This window comes from Microcoleus sp. CAWBG58 (genome assembly GCF_020883045.1).
Lineage (GTDB): Bacteria > Cyanobacteriota > Cyanobacteriia > Cyanobacteriales > Microcoleaceae > Microcoleus.
The window spans coordinates 1-19,374 of sequence record NZ_JAHRFA010000108.1 but is presented as its reverse complement, the minus strand read 5'-3'; the positions used below and the strand labels follow the sequence as shown (position 1 = coordinate 19,374).

Here is a 19,374-nt window from a genome sequence, read left to right as displayed (position 1 = left end):
CGGTGTCGGAGTTGTAATCGGTGTCGGAGCCGGTGTCGGAGTTGTAATCGGTGTCGGAGTTGGAGTCGGAGTTGTAATCGGTGTCGGAGCCGGTGTCGGAGTTGTAATCGGTGTCGGAGTTGGAGTCGGAGTTGTAATCGGTGTCGGAGTTGGAGTCGGTGCTACATCGTTATCGGCGATCGCCCCTACAACCCCCGCAACCGCAATCCCGTTATACTTAACATCGGCACTGATAACACTGTGAGTAATCTGACCGCTGTGTGCGCCTTCGACGATCGCATCATCAACAGCTATCACCGTAACGGGTTGAGCGATATTCCAAGTGTTGGGAGTGAAAGTGATAGGGGCGATCGGCTCTATTTGACTACCTGTTGTGAGAGCGATCGTAACGGCGGCTGTTGGCTGCGATTTCAGCACCACATTGTACGTACCGTTTGCACCGCCTTCTGTAGCAGTTATTTCCGTGGGAGTAATAGAAATACTAGCCGTATCATTGTCCTTGTTGCTAATACCAACATCCGCTACATCTTTGTTGCTGTAATTGGTGTCTGTACTAACAGTATTCGCGGTGATAATTTTGTACTCAATATCGCCGTCACCAATGCTGTCATCAACCCCAGTTACTGTTACCGGTTGCGGTGTATCCCAGTTAGCCGGAGTGAAAGTCAAACTAGGAGTCGAAACAGTTCCTTCCGCAATATTGGAACTGTTCAAACCAATAGTCACATCAGCAATTGGTTTAGTATTCAAAACCACAGCAAAGTTAGCCTTGCTGCCATCTTCGCCCGTAGTTAATCCCGCCGTAGGATTGACCGTAATTCCCGGAGTTTCATTGTCACTGTTGGTGACTGTGACATCATCGGGATTGAGATTTCTGTAAATAGGATCGGTGCTGACAGCAGCCGCCGTGACAACTTTGTAAACTACATTTCCATCAGCCACCAAATCGTCAACCCCAGTCACTGTTACTATTTTCGGTTGACTGTAGTCAGCCGGAGTGAAAGTTATGCTATTAGGAGAAACAGTTCCTTCTGCAACATTGGAACTGCTCAAGCCGAAGGTAACGTTAGCACTCGGTTGAGAATTGAGCTTGACTGTAAAAGTAGCTTTCCCGCCGAGTTCAGTCGTAGTTAATCCCGTAATTGGGCTAACAGTAACACCAGCTTTGTCATCATTGGCGATCGTTGTGATAGCGCTAGTAGTGGTAATTGTCGGTGTTACGCCCGCACCTGTAGGATTTGATAGGAGGACGACAATAGTTTCGTCGGCTTCAACTATGGTGTCGCCTAACACATCCAGAGTAATAGTTTTCGATGTTTCACCGGCGGCAAAATTAATCGTGCCTGTGGTACCTGTTGCCCCAGAAGTGCCACCTATATTTTTGTAATCGCTGCCGTTAGTAGCAGTTTCGCCGATTAAATAATTGACGCTACTAGCCCCGCCAGTGTCGCCACTACGAGTCACTGTAAAAGTCAGAGGAGTTGTGCCACTATTGCCTTCGGGAATGCTCGCAATACCCGCAGCAACCGCATAGGAAACAGTACCGTTAGGTGCAATAGTTAGTGTTGTTTGTTTGGTTGTACCCGCAACGCCTCCGGTAATTTTACCGAAGTTGAGAATTGCGGTTTCGGCGTTTTCAGCTATGTTGTCGGGTTTGATAGTAACTGCAACATTTTTGGTGAGTGCGGCGCCTGTTGCATTTGCGGGGAATGTAATCGATGTCGGGGCAATAGTGTAGTCTGAATTTTGGGTTGCCGTGCTGCTGGGGTCGATCGCAATTGGTACGACTACATCATTCAAGGGAGTGCCACCGCTGAGAGTTACAGGAATATTAACTACTGTGTCTGTTGTCCCTTCTGTACTGCTGTAGGTTGCCGCCCCAAAATTGACTGTGTTGGGTGTATTCAGTAGAATAGAGACATTGCTAGAATCTCCGTTTGTTACCGTTACTGCCAAGTCGGGTAGGGAATCGTTGTTAAAATCGTTGACTGTTACCCTCCCAGGGTTTTTCCCCATCAACTCAAAGTCGATCGGCGAACTAAATCCTCCAGCGCCATTTCCCAGTAAAATTGATAGGTTGGTAGAGCCGGAGTTCGATACTGCTAAATCGAGTTTGCCGTCGCCGTTCAAATCTGCTGCTGTAACGGCATTAGACTTTGTTCCCGCTGTGAAATTAGTGGCGGTACTAAAACCTCCAGTACCATTACCTAATAAAATTGAGACGTTGTTAGAACCGTTGTTGGCTGTTACTATGTCGGTTTTGCCATCTGCGTTAAAGTCGGCAACAATAACGGAATTGGGATTTTGCCCCGTACTAAAGTTAGTGGCAGCACTAAAACCGCCAGTGCCATTTCCTAATAGAATTGAGACATTATTAGAAAGACTGTTCCCCACTGCTAAGTCAAGAAAGTTATCGGCGTTAAAATTTCCCACAGCAACTGAAGCGGGAATTCCTCCGACACCAAAGCTGGTGGCCGGGCCAAAGCCACCAGTGCCATTCCCCAACAAAATTGAGACGCTGCCACCACCTTGAGGGTTGCCATTTACCACAGCCAAATCGGGGAAGGTGTCGGCATTAAAGTTACCAATGGCGATAGATAGGGGAGTGTTCCCTACTTTTGAGTTTATAGGCGCACCAAAGCCACCAGTGCCGTTTCCTGGCCTAATTGAGACAGTGCCAGAAAAGACTGGATTTGCTGTTGCTAAGTCTAATATTGTGTCGCCGTTAAAGTTGCCAAGTCTTGACGGGCCTCCGCTAAAGCTCATGGGCTGTTTAAAACTGCCATTCCCATCAGCTAAGAAAACTCCGCCGCCTATTACTAAGTCGAAGATACCGTCGCCGTTGTAATCTACTGAAGGAACGAAGGCATCTGATGCCATTGGAAAATTAGTTGCAGTGCTGAAACTAGAGAGAACACGATCGTAATTTGCGATCGCATCTTCCTGAAATACCAGCGGTGTTTTAATTTTTCCTGTTTGTGTTTCTAGTTCCCAGTCGCCACCCTTTGCTATGCTTCCCGTAAGTTTTTTGGATGCAGCAATGTTTGTATTTGTAAGTTGAGCAATTCTTTTAATAAAGGCGAAACCATCTATATCGATCGCCCGTTCATGAACTATCGCATATTCATCCGATCCGCCGTTCGTTTCAAGCCCCATTCGAGCGCCAAAGTCCTCACTCAGGGACTGTTGATTAAATGGTTTATTGAAATTATCCTCAGTCGGTTGAAGCCGACTTCTGCTATGAGACGGGGAATTAATTCCCTGTCGGGCTGTCGGACAAACGCGAGATACCCCTGCCACATTGCAACCATAAATTAAAATCTCAGCATCTTGAGAAAAAGCACTCCGCCACTGCTGCAATTGCTCGGAATAAGCTGACAAATTATCTGCACTCAAACAGCCATTTCCCACTTGCAAACTACCCGGAGCACCGTGAGAAACGATGTGAATGCTGTCTATATTGGTACGAAGAGCTAAAATTTGAGTAATTTGTGCGATCGCATCTTCGTTCCCATCTAACACCACAACTTCCGTACCCGGTGTTACCCCAGCCACCAAACTTTGATAATTTGGTACTTGAGTGTCGATAAAGGCGATCGACTTTACTGAAACTGGAGCATTTAAATTCGACATAATACACCTATTTGGGGTAAAAAAAAGACAATAACTCCCCAATTTCGTGACTGGCGTCCGAAACTATATATCAATTTTGATTTACACAGACACAGCAGTTCTGCGTAAAAATTCGGTTATTTCTGATCTGTTGTAGCTACAATAACAGTTTTTTTGGCAGAGCTATATAAAGTTTTCTTTAAAAAGAGCTTGTTAATTAAAGTACCGATAAAGAGCAAAAAATACTTAAGTACAATTACTGCGATGAATGCAAGCAGCATATACCACAAACATTTTTAAAATGTAAGTGCATTGTACTGAGAACTCAAACATGACAATTAATACATAATTCAGCTTATAATGTTAGGTGCAATAAAAAAACAGGTTCGTAGTGAGGACTTCAGTCCGCATCCATTCCCAGAACTCGCATTCCTCACTACAAGCCAACCAGGTTCGTAGTGAGGACTTCAGTCCGCATCCATTCCCAGAACTCGCATTCCTCACTACAAGCCAACCTGATTACCGCAAACCCGAATCAATCTCCGCCAAAATCCCCTCAGCATCCCTGCACAAAGCATCGTGACAGCAACCGTTACTCGCCAACAACCCCCCCCACTGACTGACATCTCCTCGGTTGTATTGCAAAGCAGAACCATCAAAACGAGTAAATCGCCCGCCCGCTTCCGTCAAAATCAATTCCGGCGCCGCCAAATCCCAATCCTTCGGCGCCGACTTCCCGGAAAGGGCAATATAAACATCAGCTTTTTGTTCCACAATCGTCGCAATCTTGCAGCCGATGCTACCCACAGCCAGTTGATTTTGGCAGGGAAATTTTTGCAATAGTCGATTTAGGCGATCGTCCCGGTGACTGCGACTGGTTACTATAGATAAATCTGCCACTATATTGCGCGCAGAAACCTGCAATTTCACCGCAGAACCCCCGCGAATTTCCCCAAAAGCACCAGCATCGCGGATGGCATAATAAATCTTTTGCTTTTCTGGCCAAGCCACAACCGCTAATATTGGTCTTCCCTCAAAAGCTAAAGCAATATGAACGGCAAATTCACCAGTCTTGTCAATAAAATCGCGCGTTCCATCCAAAGGATCAATAATCCAAACCCAAGATTGAGGTAAAGGAACTTTGCCACAACTTTCTAAATAAGATTTGTAAGTTTCTTCGCTGAGGTAGCCAAATTCTGCATTCCCTAAAACCGACTGCAATTCATCGAGAATATAAGAATTGACAGCGACATCAGCGGCAGTAACTGGGCCGTCTTTTTGTTCTTGAATGTCCAGGTTGGGAGTATTGGCATCAGGGCGATAATAGGATTGTAAAATATCTGTGGCACCCCAAGCGGCGGCCTGGGCAATTTCGCTTAATTGTTCGAGATTTTTCATGTTTGATTGATTAAAGTAGGGTGCCTCAGATTAGAACTCTTGCAAAAGTCAAATTTACCCCCCGCAAGTCCCCCCTCCCGGGGGGGGAAACAAGAATAATCTTACCCCCTCCCCTTACCAAGGGGAGGGTTGGGGTGGGGTGCTTTGTATTTTTGCAATAGCTCTATTGCATCTACTTGATGATAATCGAAAAAACCCCGACTGACGAACCCTACGACTTAGTCTAAACTCCAGTTATATTTGGGTACTAGGTAACAAAAACTACATTTACTAAATGTAGCACTATTTTATGAAATTAGGATAAGGACAATAAATCTCAGGAGTGGCTAGAAATTGTGTCACCATCTGTACTTGTTTAAGCACCGGGGAAGCCAAACTCAAATCAACAGCAACCGGGCCGCACGGAACTACGATATTATTTTCGTAGGCGTAGATAATTCCAAAATAAGATCGCACACCTAAATTTTTAGACACAGCTACTTGAGCTGCAATTGGATAGCCATTGTGAGTCGCAACTTTGATACCATACAAATAATTCTTGCTTTCTTGCACAGAAAAGCCAAAACCTTTCAAAATAGCAGCAGCAGAAGTTGCCGTTGGATCTTTGGAAAATGAAAGCGATCCGAAAGAGTTGGTAAATCCCGTTGTTTCGTAATATTGCGCGGTTTGGTGTTTGTTCAAATAGCTAATATATTGTGTGGCTTCACTTTCTTTAGCTTTGTTGATTAACCTGAAGAAGGTAGGGAGAGCGATCGCAGATAAAATCCCAATAATAAAAATGACAACCATCAACTCAATTAAAGTGAACCCGCTGGCAGAAATATCGCGCGGGCAATTCCCCGGGAGAGAGCGACGCTTCCCAACATTTTTTACGCCCCCCAACCCCCCCTTACTAAGGGGAATAGTGTACTTCATAAACCTGGAATCTGCTAGATAATTAACCACAACCAACATCCCCCTGTTTTCAGGCAACTAAAATCACCATACAACTCAATTAGTAGAATCTGAAAGTCTTTCCCAATTTTGGGGAATTTCTGCTAAATTCTGCCATATCGCAGGCAGCCAACTCGCATAGGGACAGCCTTCAATATTTTGCAAATGATTTCGTGCTTGCCGCACCGACACGTATAAAGAATTACCACTAGCATAATACCTCAAAAAGGATTTTAAAAACTCTTGGGCGGCGCGATCGGACACGGGTTCGCGCATCACGATCATTTGAGGTAAATACAAATCAGCTAGCTGTCTCGCAAGTCCCAAACCGTCGCAAGAGTTGAATATTGCTAGTTGCAAATTGCGGGATATCGCCCCCGAAAAAACCTCTTTTAACTCTTCAATTGTCAGTTGTTCTTGCGAATTGATATGAATAAAACCCTTGCTGCTATCAGCTTCGCTATAGCTGTGCCCCGAAAAACAAAGAATGTCCCAACCTCGTGCATCTCCAAGATAGCGATCGAACTCTTCCCTACTTGGCTGTTCCAAAAAGTCCACCTGAGCTGGTAAACTTTTCAAAGTTTCCTTATCTGCATTCAGATCGAGCCCCGTACTGTCCCCAAAAATAGCTAAAATTCTCAACTGAGTGCGATCGCGATTTTTGACAATTCTGTCATTATTCGGCCCGCTAAAAGCAATTTCAGCTTTTCGATACTCTGCCAAAAAATCCCAACAATTCCACGGCAATCTCCACAACAAGTCATCTTCAGTTTGGATTGCAATTCGCACTTCGTCTTTTGGGTCGAAGTTTTGACGCAATATACGCTCGATCTCGTGAAATGATGCGGATTTCAGCCAAGTATTTAAGCTACTCTCTAACTGTTCGGCTGAGGTTTTTAAGTCTTTAACAGAAAAATTTGTAGTTTGATTTTTGTTAATTTTAATTCGGTAAAAATTTGGAGTGTCGGTTTTGGAAGACAGCGGATGCCTGGTAAAAAAAGCAGGCATTAATTTGCAACACTTGCGAGAATAATTTACCAAGCCTTGCCACCGTATTGCATCAACTTTAAATCTGCTGTAATACGATTTCTTCGCGATGGTGGAACACTCTTTTACCCCCCCTAACCCCCCCTTGCTAAGGGGGGGTACAAGAGTGCTGGGAGAAGTATGAATTTCTTTTTTGACATGAGAATATCCTCTGTTTACCTGAGAAGTAACTCCAGACTTATACTGCGTTTGCCACTGGCGGTAAAGAGGTAAAATTTCTGCGATCGGCGGTAACTCTCTCTTAAAGTTTGTAGGCAAAAAATAGCCGTCATCAGACCAAATATTAACTCTAACAGTTAAGGATTGATTTTCCGGGGCTTTTTCTATAGTGATGACAACAAGGCGATCGGGTTTTTTCGCTGTTAGCTGTTGGATCAGTGCTAGGTTGTTAATCTGTTCCTGTTTGATGCGTTCGATTTGCAGGGATTGACTGTTTAACTCCGATCGATATTTGGCATCTAAGGCTGCTACTGTTTCATCATAAGCTTGCTTGAAATCCTGATGAATTCTAGCTTTATCGGCAGTTGCGGGAACGCTAACTTTGACGACAACTACGCCATCGCCTTTATTTTCTATTGCTTGAATTTGCAATGGAGTGCCTTCATTTTGCACTTGCACCTGTCTGAAAGATTCATTGAAAGCTGTGGCATCGAGGCCTCGGCGAAATATTAAATCAACTGTATTTGTTACTTCTTGAAAAAACTTAGTAAATTCACCCAGTGCAAATTCTCCGTTGTGGGGGCGGCGTTCTCGATCGTCCGTTTCAGGCTTGGCATCTTCTAACAAGTAAATCCACCGACTGTCTGCCCATTCTAAGTTTGTGGTACTGTCAATATTCCAGCTTCCCAAACCGCAAACTCCTGTCATTTGAGCGTTACTAAAATCGGCACCAATCGCTTGAACTTGAGTTAAATTCGCTTGTTCTAAATTAGCAGCTTGGAGGGTAGCATCGGTGAGATCGGCATTTCTGAGATTGATACCAAAAAGATCGGCATCGCTTAAATTGGCTCCCCGAAGATTGGCTTGTTCGTAGGATTTTTCTATACCATTTCTGGTGACTAATAAGTCTCGAACTGCTGGGTTATTTAAGATGGTTTCGCCCGGTATTGCCCAGTCAAGCATCAAGCTTTTGTGCCACAGAGTGCGGGTGATATTGCTTTGCGTAAAATCGGTGTTTTTTAGGGTGGCGTGACTGAAATTGGCGTTAGTTAAATTTGCACGGCGAAAGCTGGTGCCGCCGATTCCTGCAATAGCAACTGCTAACTGGCGAATTAAGGCGTATTTATCATCTTTTGCTAAAACTCTGTTAGCGACGTAAATTCCTAAGGCTACTATAGCTAAAGCTAAAATTACAGCAGCAATGACGATCGCAATAATTATCGGCGGATCGGGGAGTTCCTCCTCGCATTTTAGTATAACATAGAAGCAATTATTGCCTTGACTGTCAACTTTCCCTGCTTCAATTAACAGAAGCCTTTTGAAATAGCCAGAGGTATTTTTAACCATAAAAACTGCGGCGATCGCGCTTATCGCTACTGCCTCAAATATTACTAAACCTGTCAGTCTTTCATCTGCAACAATCGCAGCTAAAGTAACAGCTAAAGCTAATGCGAAGGCTACAGCCACGCTGCCGGCAGCAGTCACAATTAAAGTCACAATTAATTTCGACATAAAATTAGGACTTTTGCCAGCAAAAGCTTCTATTAATGCGCCAACTCGAAAAGCCGCCGCCCACCACGGTAGCGGTGTAATTGGCAGGGCATCTAAAATACCCATCGCAGGAACTAATACAGCACCAGCAACTGCTAAATATCCCACAACTTTTTGGATACCTTGGCGAACGATCGAGATCGAGATAATTACAATAGTTAAAAGGGCGATACAAGTTAGAATATAACTCTCTTCTTCCCGAGTTCTTGGCAAGACAAATTGGAATGTTGCATCTGAAACTACTGTAGCAGCAGCACCAGACATTAATGATAATAGTCCCGCAATTACTACTACTCTAAATACTTGACGAGGTGCTAATCCTGCGATGGCTTTGTTGAAGTTAGCACCGGCAAGATTTACTCCTGTAAAATCTGCACCTCGAATATCTGCACCGGAAAAATCTGTATTGGTGAGGTTTTTATTTTTGAACGATCGTCCTTGAAGATTTTGGCCTCTGAAGTCTTGCAGCATGATTTTTAGAGAACAGTTAATTAATAGTTCAATCGTTACGAATCTGGCAAAAGAAACCGGGTTATTATGCCTACCCCGGCGGGGATTTGTAGGGGTAGTGCCCCCGTGCCTACCCCTCCACCTTCAGGCCTTCGGGCCGGCACGGGGGCACGGCCCCTACGTTGATTTTAAAAACAAAACTTTTCTGTGACACTTGCTGCTCCTAAAGCAACAGTAACTTTAAAGCATTCTCCCGATTCAACGCTGTCGATTTTTAACTGGATGAAGTTATCTGCATCCCTGGCTTCTGCGTCAATTAAAACAGTTTCTGCCGATTCATCTTGCACCATCAATTTAACTCCTTTTGGTAAATAAACTGAATCGCCGATCGGGTGTACTTGTAGCGTAACTTCCACTTCAGAATCCGATTTTGGCGGTAACGTAACTATCAACGCTACCGCAGCACCTGCAAGTTCCATTCCTAAGTCAATTTGCTGGCCTCGGACGATCGGAACTACATTTTTGAAACGAATCAGTTCAACTTTTTGCGGATTAAACAACTGTTCGACAGTCAGCCAAGTTTCCTCAAAAACCCCATCAAACCATTGTTTTAAGTTAATGAATTGCGGGCGATCGCTCTTAGTATTTGCAGTTGCTGTTTGTCTTCGATCGTTCAAGTATTCGAGAAAGTTATCAAACTTTCTCAGATTTGTCAAGGGGATTTCTGCGGCGGCTGTTTGAGTGAATCCTAATAGCGTTGCTGCTTGTAAGGATTGGTTCAACTGTACGGCAACGTAACAAATGCGATCGTCCCAAACATCGAAGGGAATGTGACAATTTCCAGCATCTGGCAAGACAGGGCGGCATTCAATTTTGCCAATACCGACAACATCTAAATCGGCGACATCCAGAAATTTCAGCATCACTGAATCGCGACTGTCGCTGTGTTCCCAATTCGTTTCAAATCCCATTAAGCGCAGATAATAATCTACTGCATATACTGCTAGGGTATTGAGATAAGCTTGCTTGAATTTTTTCGGGCCGGACAGTTGCGCGTATTGTTGGGCGATGTCGTGGGCCGCAAAGGATAGCGGGATTGTGAAAGTTACGGGTTCGATCGTTTTACTCATCATTTTTGGTTCTACCTGCTTGCTTAAGTATTACTGCAATTTATTACGAATGTAATCCCTGAATTTACGCAAATTATTGTGATAAAAGCTGTTAATAGTTGAAATCCGTCGCACACCAAGTCTTTGAGCAATGCTATCCCATTTCTCATCATCTAATATATTGGCTTTAGCGATATCTTGCCAAGTGATATCCTGGCGATTTCTCACTGACACACTTCTAAAAACACCGTCCGGATCTTCTTGGATTAATTCACGAAGCATTTCATGGGTTTCATTCGATCGCATTTCTTGTGGAATGTTTTCTATGTCTAGGTCATCGAGGGAAAGAATTTTGCGTCTTCTTTGATTCATATATTTTTCAGAGGCAGTAGAAAATCGCTGCTTGATTAACCAATTAACCCAACCCATCAAAGGTCTTTCTGGATCGTAAATGTCAATCTTTTCACGAATATACTCAAATGTTTTGAGAAGTGCTTCGCTATAAATATCTTCATAAGTATCAGGCTTCCATGAACTCCTTTGGGGATGACCCAATTTTCCAGACCGCCAAATTGCGTCCATCAATGCGGTTAATGCTGTCTGTCGCTGAGGGCTACCGTCTGGGTAGCTTTGAGCTTTAACAGCTAGCTGTTTTAGTTCATCATCCATCTAAATCTCCTCACTCTGCTGGCGATTTTTGTACGCTTTGGTGGAACTCCTATTTAGATTTCGGGTACAGCCGCCAGTTTTTACGCATTTTGAGAATATTGTTACAAAGCTTTACATTTGAGGGCGTAGGGGCAGTTAGAAACGGGGTTTTTTTAGGAAAATTCTTTGTAACTGAGATATTGCACCTTTTTCAAGAAGCTGTAGGGGCGGGTTCACTAACAGCCTTAAAACTTGCAGACAAGTTAAATAAACCCGCCCTCCCCCACGAATAACCCCCAAATACTTAGGGAGTAAGAGTTTTATATATCCCTTCGTGAGAGTCATAAATTTTTAACCCCACCCCAACCCTCCCCTTACTAAGGGGAGGGAGTAAGAATTTTATATATCCCTTCGTGAGAGTCATAAATTTTTAACCCCACCCCAACCCTCCCCTTGCTAAGGGGAGGGAGTAAGAATTTTATATATCGCTTCGTGACAGTCATAAATTTTTAACCCCACCCCAACCTTCCCCTTGCTAAGGGGAGGGAGTAAGAGTTTTACATATGATTTACAATTATTTAACTCACCATCAATCACTTCCTTAATAATTCTTGCCAAGTCTTGGGAGACTCAGCTTGATTTTGACAAATAACAGGCAACCAACTAGCACCTGGAATTTTTTCATCCCAACTTTTTTTCAATCTTTCTCGTGCTTTCCGCACGGAAGTGTAAAAAGAATTGCCGCCAGCAAAGGCTTGTAGAAAAACTTTTAAAAACTCCTGGGCGATCGCATCCGGCACCGGTTCTCGCATTACGATAATTTGGGGAATATCTAAATCTGCTAATTGTTTTCCCAATCCCAAACCATCGCAAGAGTTGAAAATTGCTATTTCTAAACCGCGTTCGATCGCTATTTTCAAAGAATGTTTGAGCTGTCCCACGGTTAATTTATCTGTTTCATTGATATAAATCACCCCCGTATTGCCGTCAACTTCGCTCTGACTGTGACCGGAAAAGCACAAGATATCCCAGCCTGTTTCATCGGCGAGATACTCCTCAAGTTTCTCGTAAGTTGGTTTTACCAAAAATACTGTTTCTGCTTCTGACAAATTCTCCAAAACTTGCCTGTCTTTATCGACATTAATTCCCGTACAGTCACCCAGAATTGCCAAGATTCTTACTTTGTTTCTGGACGGGAACGATTTTTTGACTCTATTACATTCTCTGCGGCTTAAAGCAACTTCTGCTTGAGAATAGTTCTTAAAAAACTCCCACCGATGCCAGGGAAGTTTTCGCAGCAAGTTATCTTCTGTTTGTACGATAATTCGCAATTCACCATCATATTTTAAGTTGTCGTGCAATGCCTGTTCTACTTGAGAAAAATCGGGCGATCGCAACCAATCTTGCACGTCATTTTCTACTTCTGTCGCTAGGTTTTTTAGCTCTTGTTTGGAAAAGTTAGTGATTTGAGCTTTATTGATTTTAATGCGACTGTTTTGGTTTATGATTTGACTTTTATACATTTCTTGCCACTGTTGATAGCGCTGCGTAAGTTCTGGTTTAGGTGGCAAATTGCTTGTTAAAATTATTGGGTAACGATGGCGATCGCACCAAATTTGAGAAGTTACTTTAAATCCTTGTTCCAAATCGCCTCGATCGAACCTTAAGAAAACTACTTGTTCGGATAAAGGTCTGACCATTTCCTCCATTACTGACATCAAATATTGACGCTGTTCTGCGGAGTTTTGCAGGGCGGGTGTTTCTACTCCCATTAGTTGGAGCATTTCTTCATAGAAAAGGTTGAAGTCTTGGTGAATTTTTGCTTTGTCGGCGTCAGGAGGTACGCTAACTTTGACGACTATTCCATTGCCTTTGTTTTCAATACTCTGAATTTTTAGTTCTATATCTTGATTTTCTACTTGCACTTGATGCAAAGATTTGGCGAAGGCTTTCCAGTCAACACCGCGATCGAAGATAAAGTCAACTGTGTTAACAACTTGTTGAAAAAAACTGGTAAATTCTCCGGGTTTATATTCGCCACTGCTGGGACGGCGTTCGCGATCGTCGGTTCTCGGTTTCGGTTCTTCTAGTAAATAAACCCATTTACAATCAACCCATTCTAGTTTAGTAGTGCTGTCAATATTCCAAGTTCCCAAACCGCAAACTCCTGTCATTTTGGCACTGCTAAAATCGGTGCCGATCGCCTGAACTTGAGTTAAAATTGCATATTCTAAATTAGCAGCTTCTAAAGTCGCTTGACTGAGGTCTGCTGTTTGCATTTTGGCGTAGTTGAGGTGTGCACCGATCAAGTTTGCTCCTCTCAAATCCATACCTTGATAGGATTTTTGATAACCGTTGCCGGTGACAAGCAAATCTCGCACTGCTGGATTAATTAATATTGTCTCATCTACTCTCGCCCATTCGATCGACTTAGCGTGACGCCACAGCGTGCGGTAGATTGTCGCAAATCTAAAATCGGTGTTTTTGAGGATAGCTTCAGTGAAGTTAGTATTGGCTAATTTAGCGTCGCGAAAGCTGGTGCCACCGATTCCTCCAATAATAACTGCTAATTGGCGAATTAAGGCGTATTTATCGTCTTCTGCTAACACTCTTCTGGCGACATAAATTCCCAATCCAACCCAAGCTAAAGCTAAAATGACAGTCGCAGTGATAATGGCAATCACTAAAGGCGGATCGGCGAATTTGTAACACCAATCGGCGACAAAATCATTAAAATCACTTCTACTGCATTGATTGTTTGTATTAACTATTCCTGCTTTAACTAAAAGCTGCTCTTTTAAAGACCTAGTTGAATTTCTGATAGTAAAAAATGTAGCAAGCCCGCTTGTAGCTACTGCCTCAAATATAACTAAACCTGCCAATTTGTTTCCTCCCACTACCTTAGCTAAAGCAATGGCTAAAGACAAAGGTATTACTACAGTCATGATTCCGGCAGTAGTCTGAAATAAATCTGTAATTAAATAGGGAATAGAATTACCCTCTGCCTTGAATTTACCATTGAAAGCATCCATTACCCAACCAACTCTAAAATTTCTCATCCAAGATAATATCGGATGCCCGTCATCGGATATGCCACCTAAAATACTAATTAAAGCTATCAATACAGCAACTGCAATAGCTGAATATCCCAAAGCTTTTAAGATGCCTTGACTAACGATCGCAACCCATAAAAATGCCATTACTAAAAACAGGATGATAATGAATTCCCGGTTGTATATGGATATCAAAGACGAGCCTACAATCTCCGCAGTAAATACAGAGGCAGCCCCTCCAATCCCTGACAGTGAAGCTGCAATTATTACTACTATTAATACCCTGCGAGGTGTTAATCCGGCTGTGGCATTTTTGAAGTTAGCACCCTCGAGATTTGCATTGGTAAAGTCTGCACCTCGAATATCTGCACCGGAAAAATCTGTATTAGTTAAATCCCGGCCTTTGAAAGAACGGCCTTGGAGATTTTGATTGCGAAAGTTTTGCAAGATTAGTGATGACATAGTTGATAGTTGGTAGGGGCGGTGCCCCCGTGCCCGCCCAGATAGTTGGTAGGGGCGGTGCCCCCGTGCCCGCCCAGATAGTTGGTAGGGGCGGTGCCCCCGTGCCCGCCCAGATAGTTGGTAGGGGCGGTGCCCCCGTGCCCGCCCGAAGCGTCTGAAATGACCGAAAAATGGTCGGTGGGGGGGGTAGGCACGGGGCACTACCCCTACAGAATCCTCGTTTTTTGGAGAATGAAACTGCCCTGCCGGTTAGGGGCGATCGAGAGACTATTACACTAGAAAAGATTGCGTCACGCTTGCTTCTCCCAATGCTACAGTAATGCTGAACAATTCTCTTAATTCAGAACTAAATTCAAACTTAAGAAAGTTATCAGATTCTCTCGATTCAGCCTCCAAAAGTACCTCTTCTAACTCATCCACCAATATCATTTTCAAGCCTGGAGGTAAATAAGTTTGATTTCCCATCGGATACACTTGCACCCGAATGTCTACTTCTGAATTTGCTTCTGGTGGGAGCGTCACTACCAGTGCTAATGATGATTCTGCTAGCTGCATTCCCAAGTCTATTTTCTGACCGCGCTCGATCGATACTGTGCTGTTGTTTCTAAAATTAAGCTGCAATTGTTCGGGATTTAACAGCTCGTTCATTACTTGCCATCCTGCATCGAAAACATCCTCAAACCAATTCGTTAATTTTACTGGTTTCAGTTGTTGAATGCGATTCATGTAGGTCAGCAAATCTTCGATCGCACTCATTTCATTCAAAGCTACTTCTTTAGCTGCTGTTTTGGTAAAACCTAACAGCCTTGCTTGCTTCAATGATTCGTCTAAATGTACCGCTACATAACCAATTCTGTCTCCCCAAGCATCGTAGGGAATGTGACAAGTTTCTGCATCGGATAAGACGGGACGGCATTCTATTTTTCCTACCTGTTTAACGTCTAAATCTGCTACATCCATAAGTTTCAGCATTAACGGATTGCGGCTGTCGCTCACCGGCCAATCCGTCTCGAATCCCATGCACCGCAGATAATAATCTAGCGCGTACACTGCGAGAGTATTGAGATAAACTTGTTTGAAGTTTTTCTGGTTAGATTGCTTGCCGCACTGTTCGGCAATTTCGTGCGCTTCAAAAGATAGCGGCACTGTGAAAGTTATCGGTTCGATCGTTTGACTCATCATTATTTTCAGCGCTCCACCGCTCAAATCTACTGTAGCTTATTGCGAATGTAATCGGTACGATCGCGCAAACTTCGCTGAAAAAAACTCGAAGCTGTTTGAGGTGAAATCCCAAATCGATCGCCGATATTTTCCCAGGTGGCGTCATCCATTCTTGCTAAAATCACCTCTTGTAATGTAATATCTGGACGACCGCGTACCGATTTATTTCTAAAAATTTCATCTGGGTCTTGTTCGATTAATTCACGAAAGATTTCGGTATCTTCCATTTCGAGTTGCGATCTTTGAATTGCCTTGTGTTCTAAATCTTCCAATGAAAGTGATTCAACGTTTTTGATTTCTTTCATACGTTCCCTTGAAACATCTTTGAATCTCAATTTAAAGAAGTAATTAACCCAAGCCATTACCGGGTTTTGCGAATCATAGGTATCAATTCTTTGACAGATATGCTCGAATGTTCTCGCAAGTGCTTCGTTATAAATGTCTTCATAACTATGACGAAGATGCGAATCTATGGAGGGACGGGCAATTCTGGGACAACGTTGAATTTCCCGAATTAAGCTGTTTAACGCTCTGTTTCGCTCGCGGCTGCGTATTGGGTGGCTTTGCGCTTCAATAGCTAGCCGTTGAAGCTGCAAATCGATTTCTTCTTCTTCCTCCATCTCAATCCCCTCACTTCTCATGGCATTTTCGTGCAGTCTGGTAGAACTTCTATTTAGGTTTCGGGTAAAGTCGCAAGTTTTTACGCATTTTGAGCATGATTGTTACAAAACTTTACATCTAAGGGCGATCGGGCGGTCAGGAACCGGATTTTTGACGAAAATTCTGCGTTGTAGCCGATATGCACCATTCTCAGAAACCGGGTTTCTGGCTGAAAATATTGGCTTTGATGCACAGTCTTTGCCAGAAACCCGGTTTCTTGTTTGGGGGGGTGAGTCACCCGGATCTATTGATATGTCTGGGTTTGAGACATATCTGAAAAAAAGTTTTGAGATTTGCGTAAAAAGTTTGACCGGCTTCCGTAATCAATATTGACGGGGCACTGTTTGCGATCGCAGGCGTGCCCTCTCTAAGTGTTGTCGTGATTTAAGGGCGATCGGGCTCGATCTATTTTATGCAAACTGGGGTGAAATTCATGCCGTCAATTTCAAATTTGTTTGTCCGAGGAAGTTTATGGACTTTAGCATTAGGGTTTAGTTTTGGAATTGCCGCACCGGGATTAGCAGCAACAACTATTGTACTTCCCGATCAATATTCTTTACTAATTCCTGGTGGAGAAGTCAAGGTTTCCGAGCTAGAAAATTTTGTAAATACTGGTAAAGTACCATCCAATCTTATTTTTGTGGATGGATTATTATCATCAATAGCCAAAATCAATGACGACGATCAATCTTTATTGCAACAGCTTCAAAAACAGCTAAAGCAGCCGATAAGTATCAACAAAAACAACCCAAACTCTGCGAATGATTTATCAAATTTAGTCAAAAGTTTATTGCCGCCAAATTCCACACAAACAGAGCGACAAGAAGCCGAGACATTGCTTGCTCAGAAAGCTAATAACTTGACTTTAATCGAATTTTTGAAAAAATTGCCCGTAGATAAGCTCACCCGAGACAATTTTATTGATGCGCTCAGAAAAATGTCTCCTCCAGCAAAACCTCGCTCTCTCGCTCGCTCGATCGTTGGAGGTCAACTCTTCTCAACAGGGGAAGATGTATTTGTAGAAGTTCTCAGACCAATAACAGCTCGTTACACCAGTCATTTGAGTCTTTATCAACCCAAAAAACAATATATTGCCACCAATTGGGAAGTGGGAAAAAAAATCAATTTAGGAAGTTTTTCTAGAGGAATAGAATTGATTTTTGGGATCTACGTTCAAAATAGTAGAAATACTTTTATCATGGGGCCGGGTTCCCGTAATGGGGATGGACTACCCCATGCTAGAGTCAACTTTATCGCTCCAGAAATAGCAGATGTTGGATTTGAAGATCTCTGGGGAGGAGGAGATTGGGATTTTAACGATCATAATTTCCGCTTTAGCGGTGGGATTTCTGACAGCGTTCCCGAACCAGTTCCCGAACCGACTACTGTGTTGGGTAGTTTAGCTTTTGGTGCTGTTGTTTCGAGGTGGCGGATGAAGCGGAAACAGCAACAGAAAGTTGTGAATTCAACGGTTGATTAATTTGAGATATTGCACTTCGTTGTAGTCCATTGGGGGTTTAAAGTTTCGCGTCATAGCACAAGTCCGGCGGTGGTTCAAACCCCCGCCTCATAGCGAAAGTTGGTTAAAAATTTAGATCTTGCATCAATAATGTCGATAAGGGGTATCTGGGAGTTATTCGTGGGGTGGGGCGGGTTTATTTAACCTATTTGTAAGCTTCAAATTCCTTGGCGAACCCGCCCCTACAGGTTATTGAAAATGGTGCAAGATGTAAGTTAAAAACTGACTGCCAAACATAGATAAATTACCGCCATCATCAGTCCTTCTTGAACGGACTAAAGAATTAATTAAATATCTCCCGCAATAATATCAAATATTCCGATCGCATTTAGGTGAAAACATAAATTCTTCCCATATTTATCAGTCCTCTTCAGAGGACTTTAGCTATGAAACAGGGAATTGATTCCCTGGCGGATTTTGCGCTGACTAACAACTCACAAACACCAAATCTTTTGAAAAAAAGTTCTCAGATTTGCGTAAAAACTTTAATGGAATTCCGTAAGTAATAACAAGAGGCAGATCGCGCTCTTTCAAAAAAAGTTCCGAGATTTGCGTAAAAAGTTGACTCGGATTCCGTAAGTAATAATAACAGACCGATCGCACTTTTAGAAAAACGAGCGATCGCCCCATTTCAGTTCATTGTCTCACTTTTAATTCAATCACAGACTAGGAGTGCAATTTCAATGGCTACCACAAATGAAGTTTCTAGCAACCTTTTGCCGATCGATGTTTTAAAACCTGACACTTTACCGGGAAGTGCTGCCAAAAATTCCATTCTCAACCCTTTAAGCAGCAGCAACAGTCAAAATATTGGCGGTAGTGCTTTAATTGACAGTAAAACTCAGCCAGTTGTTGCAACAGACAAGCTATCCAGTTCCAGCGATTCTGTCAATTCAAAAAGTGCGATCGATCCTGCAATTCGCGACAAAAAAGCCGACGATTCATTGATTGTTTCCGATCCATCAAAAAGCAGTTTAAACACCTCGACAGATAGCAAAACAGTTGCAGAAAAGTCAAAGGCAGATGTCAAAGATACCTTAACTGGAATCAGCAAAGATGCACCGTTAAGTGTAACCAAAGATGACACTCTTTCAGCAACCGATGCTTTGACTAATCCTCAGAATACAGATAAAACAACATCCGAGAAAACTCCCGCTACTTCAGCCGCCAAAGAAACTAAAGTAGAAACAGCGACTTCCTCAACGGCTTCTGTTTCCCAAGCTAAAGCCACAACAACTGCATTGGCTGACAAAGAAACTAAGCCGGAAAGTGCGATCGGCCAAACTCCTGCTGTTGCTGACACTAAAGCCACAACAACTGCATTGGCTGACAAAGAAACTAAGCCGGAAAGTGCGATCGACCAAACTCCTGCTGTTTCCCAAGCTAAAGCCACAACAACTGCATTAGCTGAAAAGGAAACTAAGCCCGAAAGTGCGATCGGCCAAACTCCTGCTGTTTCCCAAGCTAAAGCCACAACAACTGCATTGGCTGACAAAGAAACTAAGCCGGAAAGTGCGATCGACCAAACTCCTGCTGTTGCTCAAACGAAAGC

12 protein-coding genes are annotated in these 19,374 nt (G+C 43.2%); 2 read left to right on the top strand and 10 right to left on the bottom strand.

Annotated features, from left to right (window positions below; genetic code table 11):
• From QZ918_RS29775 to QZ918_RS29730, 10 genes are all read right to left on the bottom strand, one after another.
• Positions 1–3,633, bottom strand: a 3,633-nt coding sequence (locus tag QZ918_RS29775) for a DUF4347 domain-containing protein (protein WP_293341882.1), incomplete at its 3' end; no start/stop codon positions are given.
• Positions 3,634–4,131: 498 nt separating this feature from the next.
• The gene (locus QZ918_RS29770; RefSeq protein ID WP_293341879.1) at positions 4,132–5,010 is read right to left on the bottom strand and encodes a 3'(2'),5'-bisphosphate nucleotidase CysQ family protein; all 879 of its coding nucleotides are present in this window, start codon (positions 5,008–5,010) and stop codon (positions 4,132–4,134) included.
• Positions 5,011–5,292: 282 nt separating this feature from the next.
• On the bottom strand, positions 5,293–5,925 hold the full coding sequence (locus QZ918_RS29765) for a type IV pilin-like G/H family protein (RefSeq protein ID WP_293341876.1): 633 nt from the start codon (positions 5,923–5,925) through the stop codon (positions 5,293–5,295).
• A 75-nt stretch (positions 5,926–6,000) separates the two neighbouring features.
• Positions 6,001–9,171, bottom strand: a complete 3,171-nt coding sequence (locus QZ918_RS29760; protein ID WP_293341873.1) for a pentapeptide repeat-containing protein — start codon at positions 9,169–9,171, stop codon at positions 6,001–6,003.
• 167 nt (positions 9,172–9,338) lie between these two features.
• On the bottom strand, positions 9,339–10,283 hold the full coding sequence (locus QZ918_RS29755; protein WP_293341870.1) for a DUF1822 family protein: 945 nt from the start codon (positions 10,281–10,283) through the stop codon (positions 9,339–9,341).
• 27 nt (positions 10,284–10,310) lie between these two features.
• Complete coding sequence (locus QZ918_RS29750; RefSeq protein WP_293341867.1) at positions 10,311–10,928, bottom strand: hypothetical protein; 618 nt, start codon at positions 10,926–10,928, stop codon at positions 10,311–10,313.
• 572 nt (positions 10,929–11,500) lie between these two features.
• Positions 11,501–14,422, bottom strand: coding sequence for a pentapeptide repeat-containing protein (locus tag QZ918_RS29745; protein WP_293341864.1), 2,922 nt, complete (start codon positions 14,420–14,422; stop codon positions 11,501–11,503).
• A 270-nt stretch (positions 14,423–14,692) separates the two neighbouring features.
• On the bottom strand, positions 14,693–15,604 hold the full coding sequence (locus QZ918_RS29740) for a DUF1822 family protein (protein WP_293341861.1): 912 nt from the start codon (positions 15,602–15,604) through the stop codon (positions 14,693–14,695).
• A gap of 26 nt (positions 15,605–15,630) precedes the next feature.
• Complete coding sequence (locus QZ918_RS29735; RefSeq protein WP_293341858.1) at positions 15,631–16,263, bottom strand: hypothetical protein; 633 nt, start codon at positions 16,261–16,263, stop codon at positions 15,631–15,633.
• A gap of 80 nt (positions 16,264–16,343) precedes the next feature.
• Positions 16,344–16,541, bottom strand: a complete 198-nt coding sequence (locus QZ918_RS29730; protein WP_293341855.1) for a hypothetical protein — start codon at positions 16,539–16,541, stop codon at positions 16,344–16,346.
• 195 nt (positions 16,542–16,736) lie between these two features.
• Between QZ918_RS29730 and QZ918_RS29725 the strand changes: the two genes are divergently transcribed.
• Together QZ918_RS29725 and QZ918_RS29720 are read left to right on the top strand one after the other, a co-directional pair.
• Complete coding sequence (locus QZ918_RS29725; RefSeq protein ID WP_293341852.1) at positions 16,737–17,783, top strand: alpha/beta hydrolase; 1,047 nt, start codon at positions 16,737–16,739, stop codon at positions 17,781–17,783.
• Between the two features lie 722 nt (positions 17,784–18,505).
• Positions 18,506–19,374 (top strand): hypothetical protein (locus QZ918_RS29720; RefSeq protein WP_293341849.1); only part of this gene is annotated, 869 nt, incomplete at its 3' end.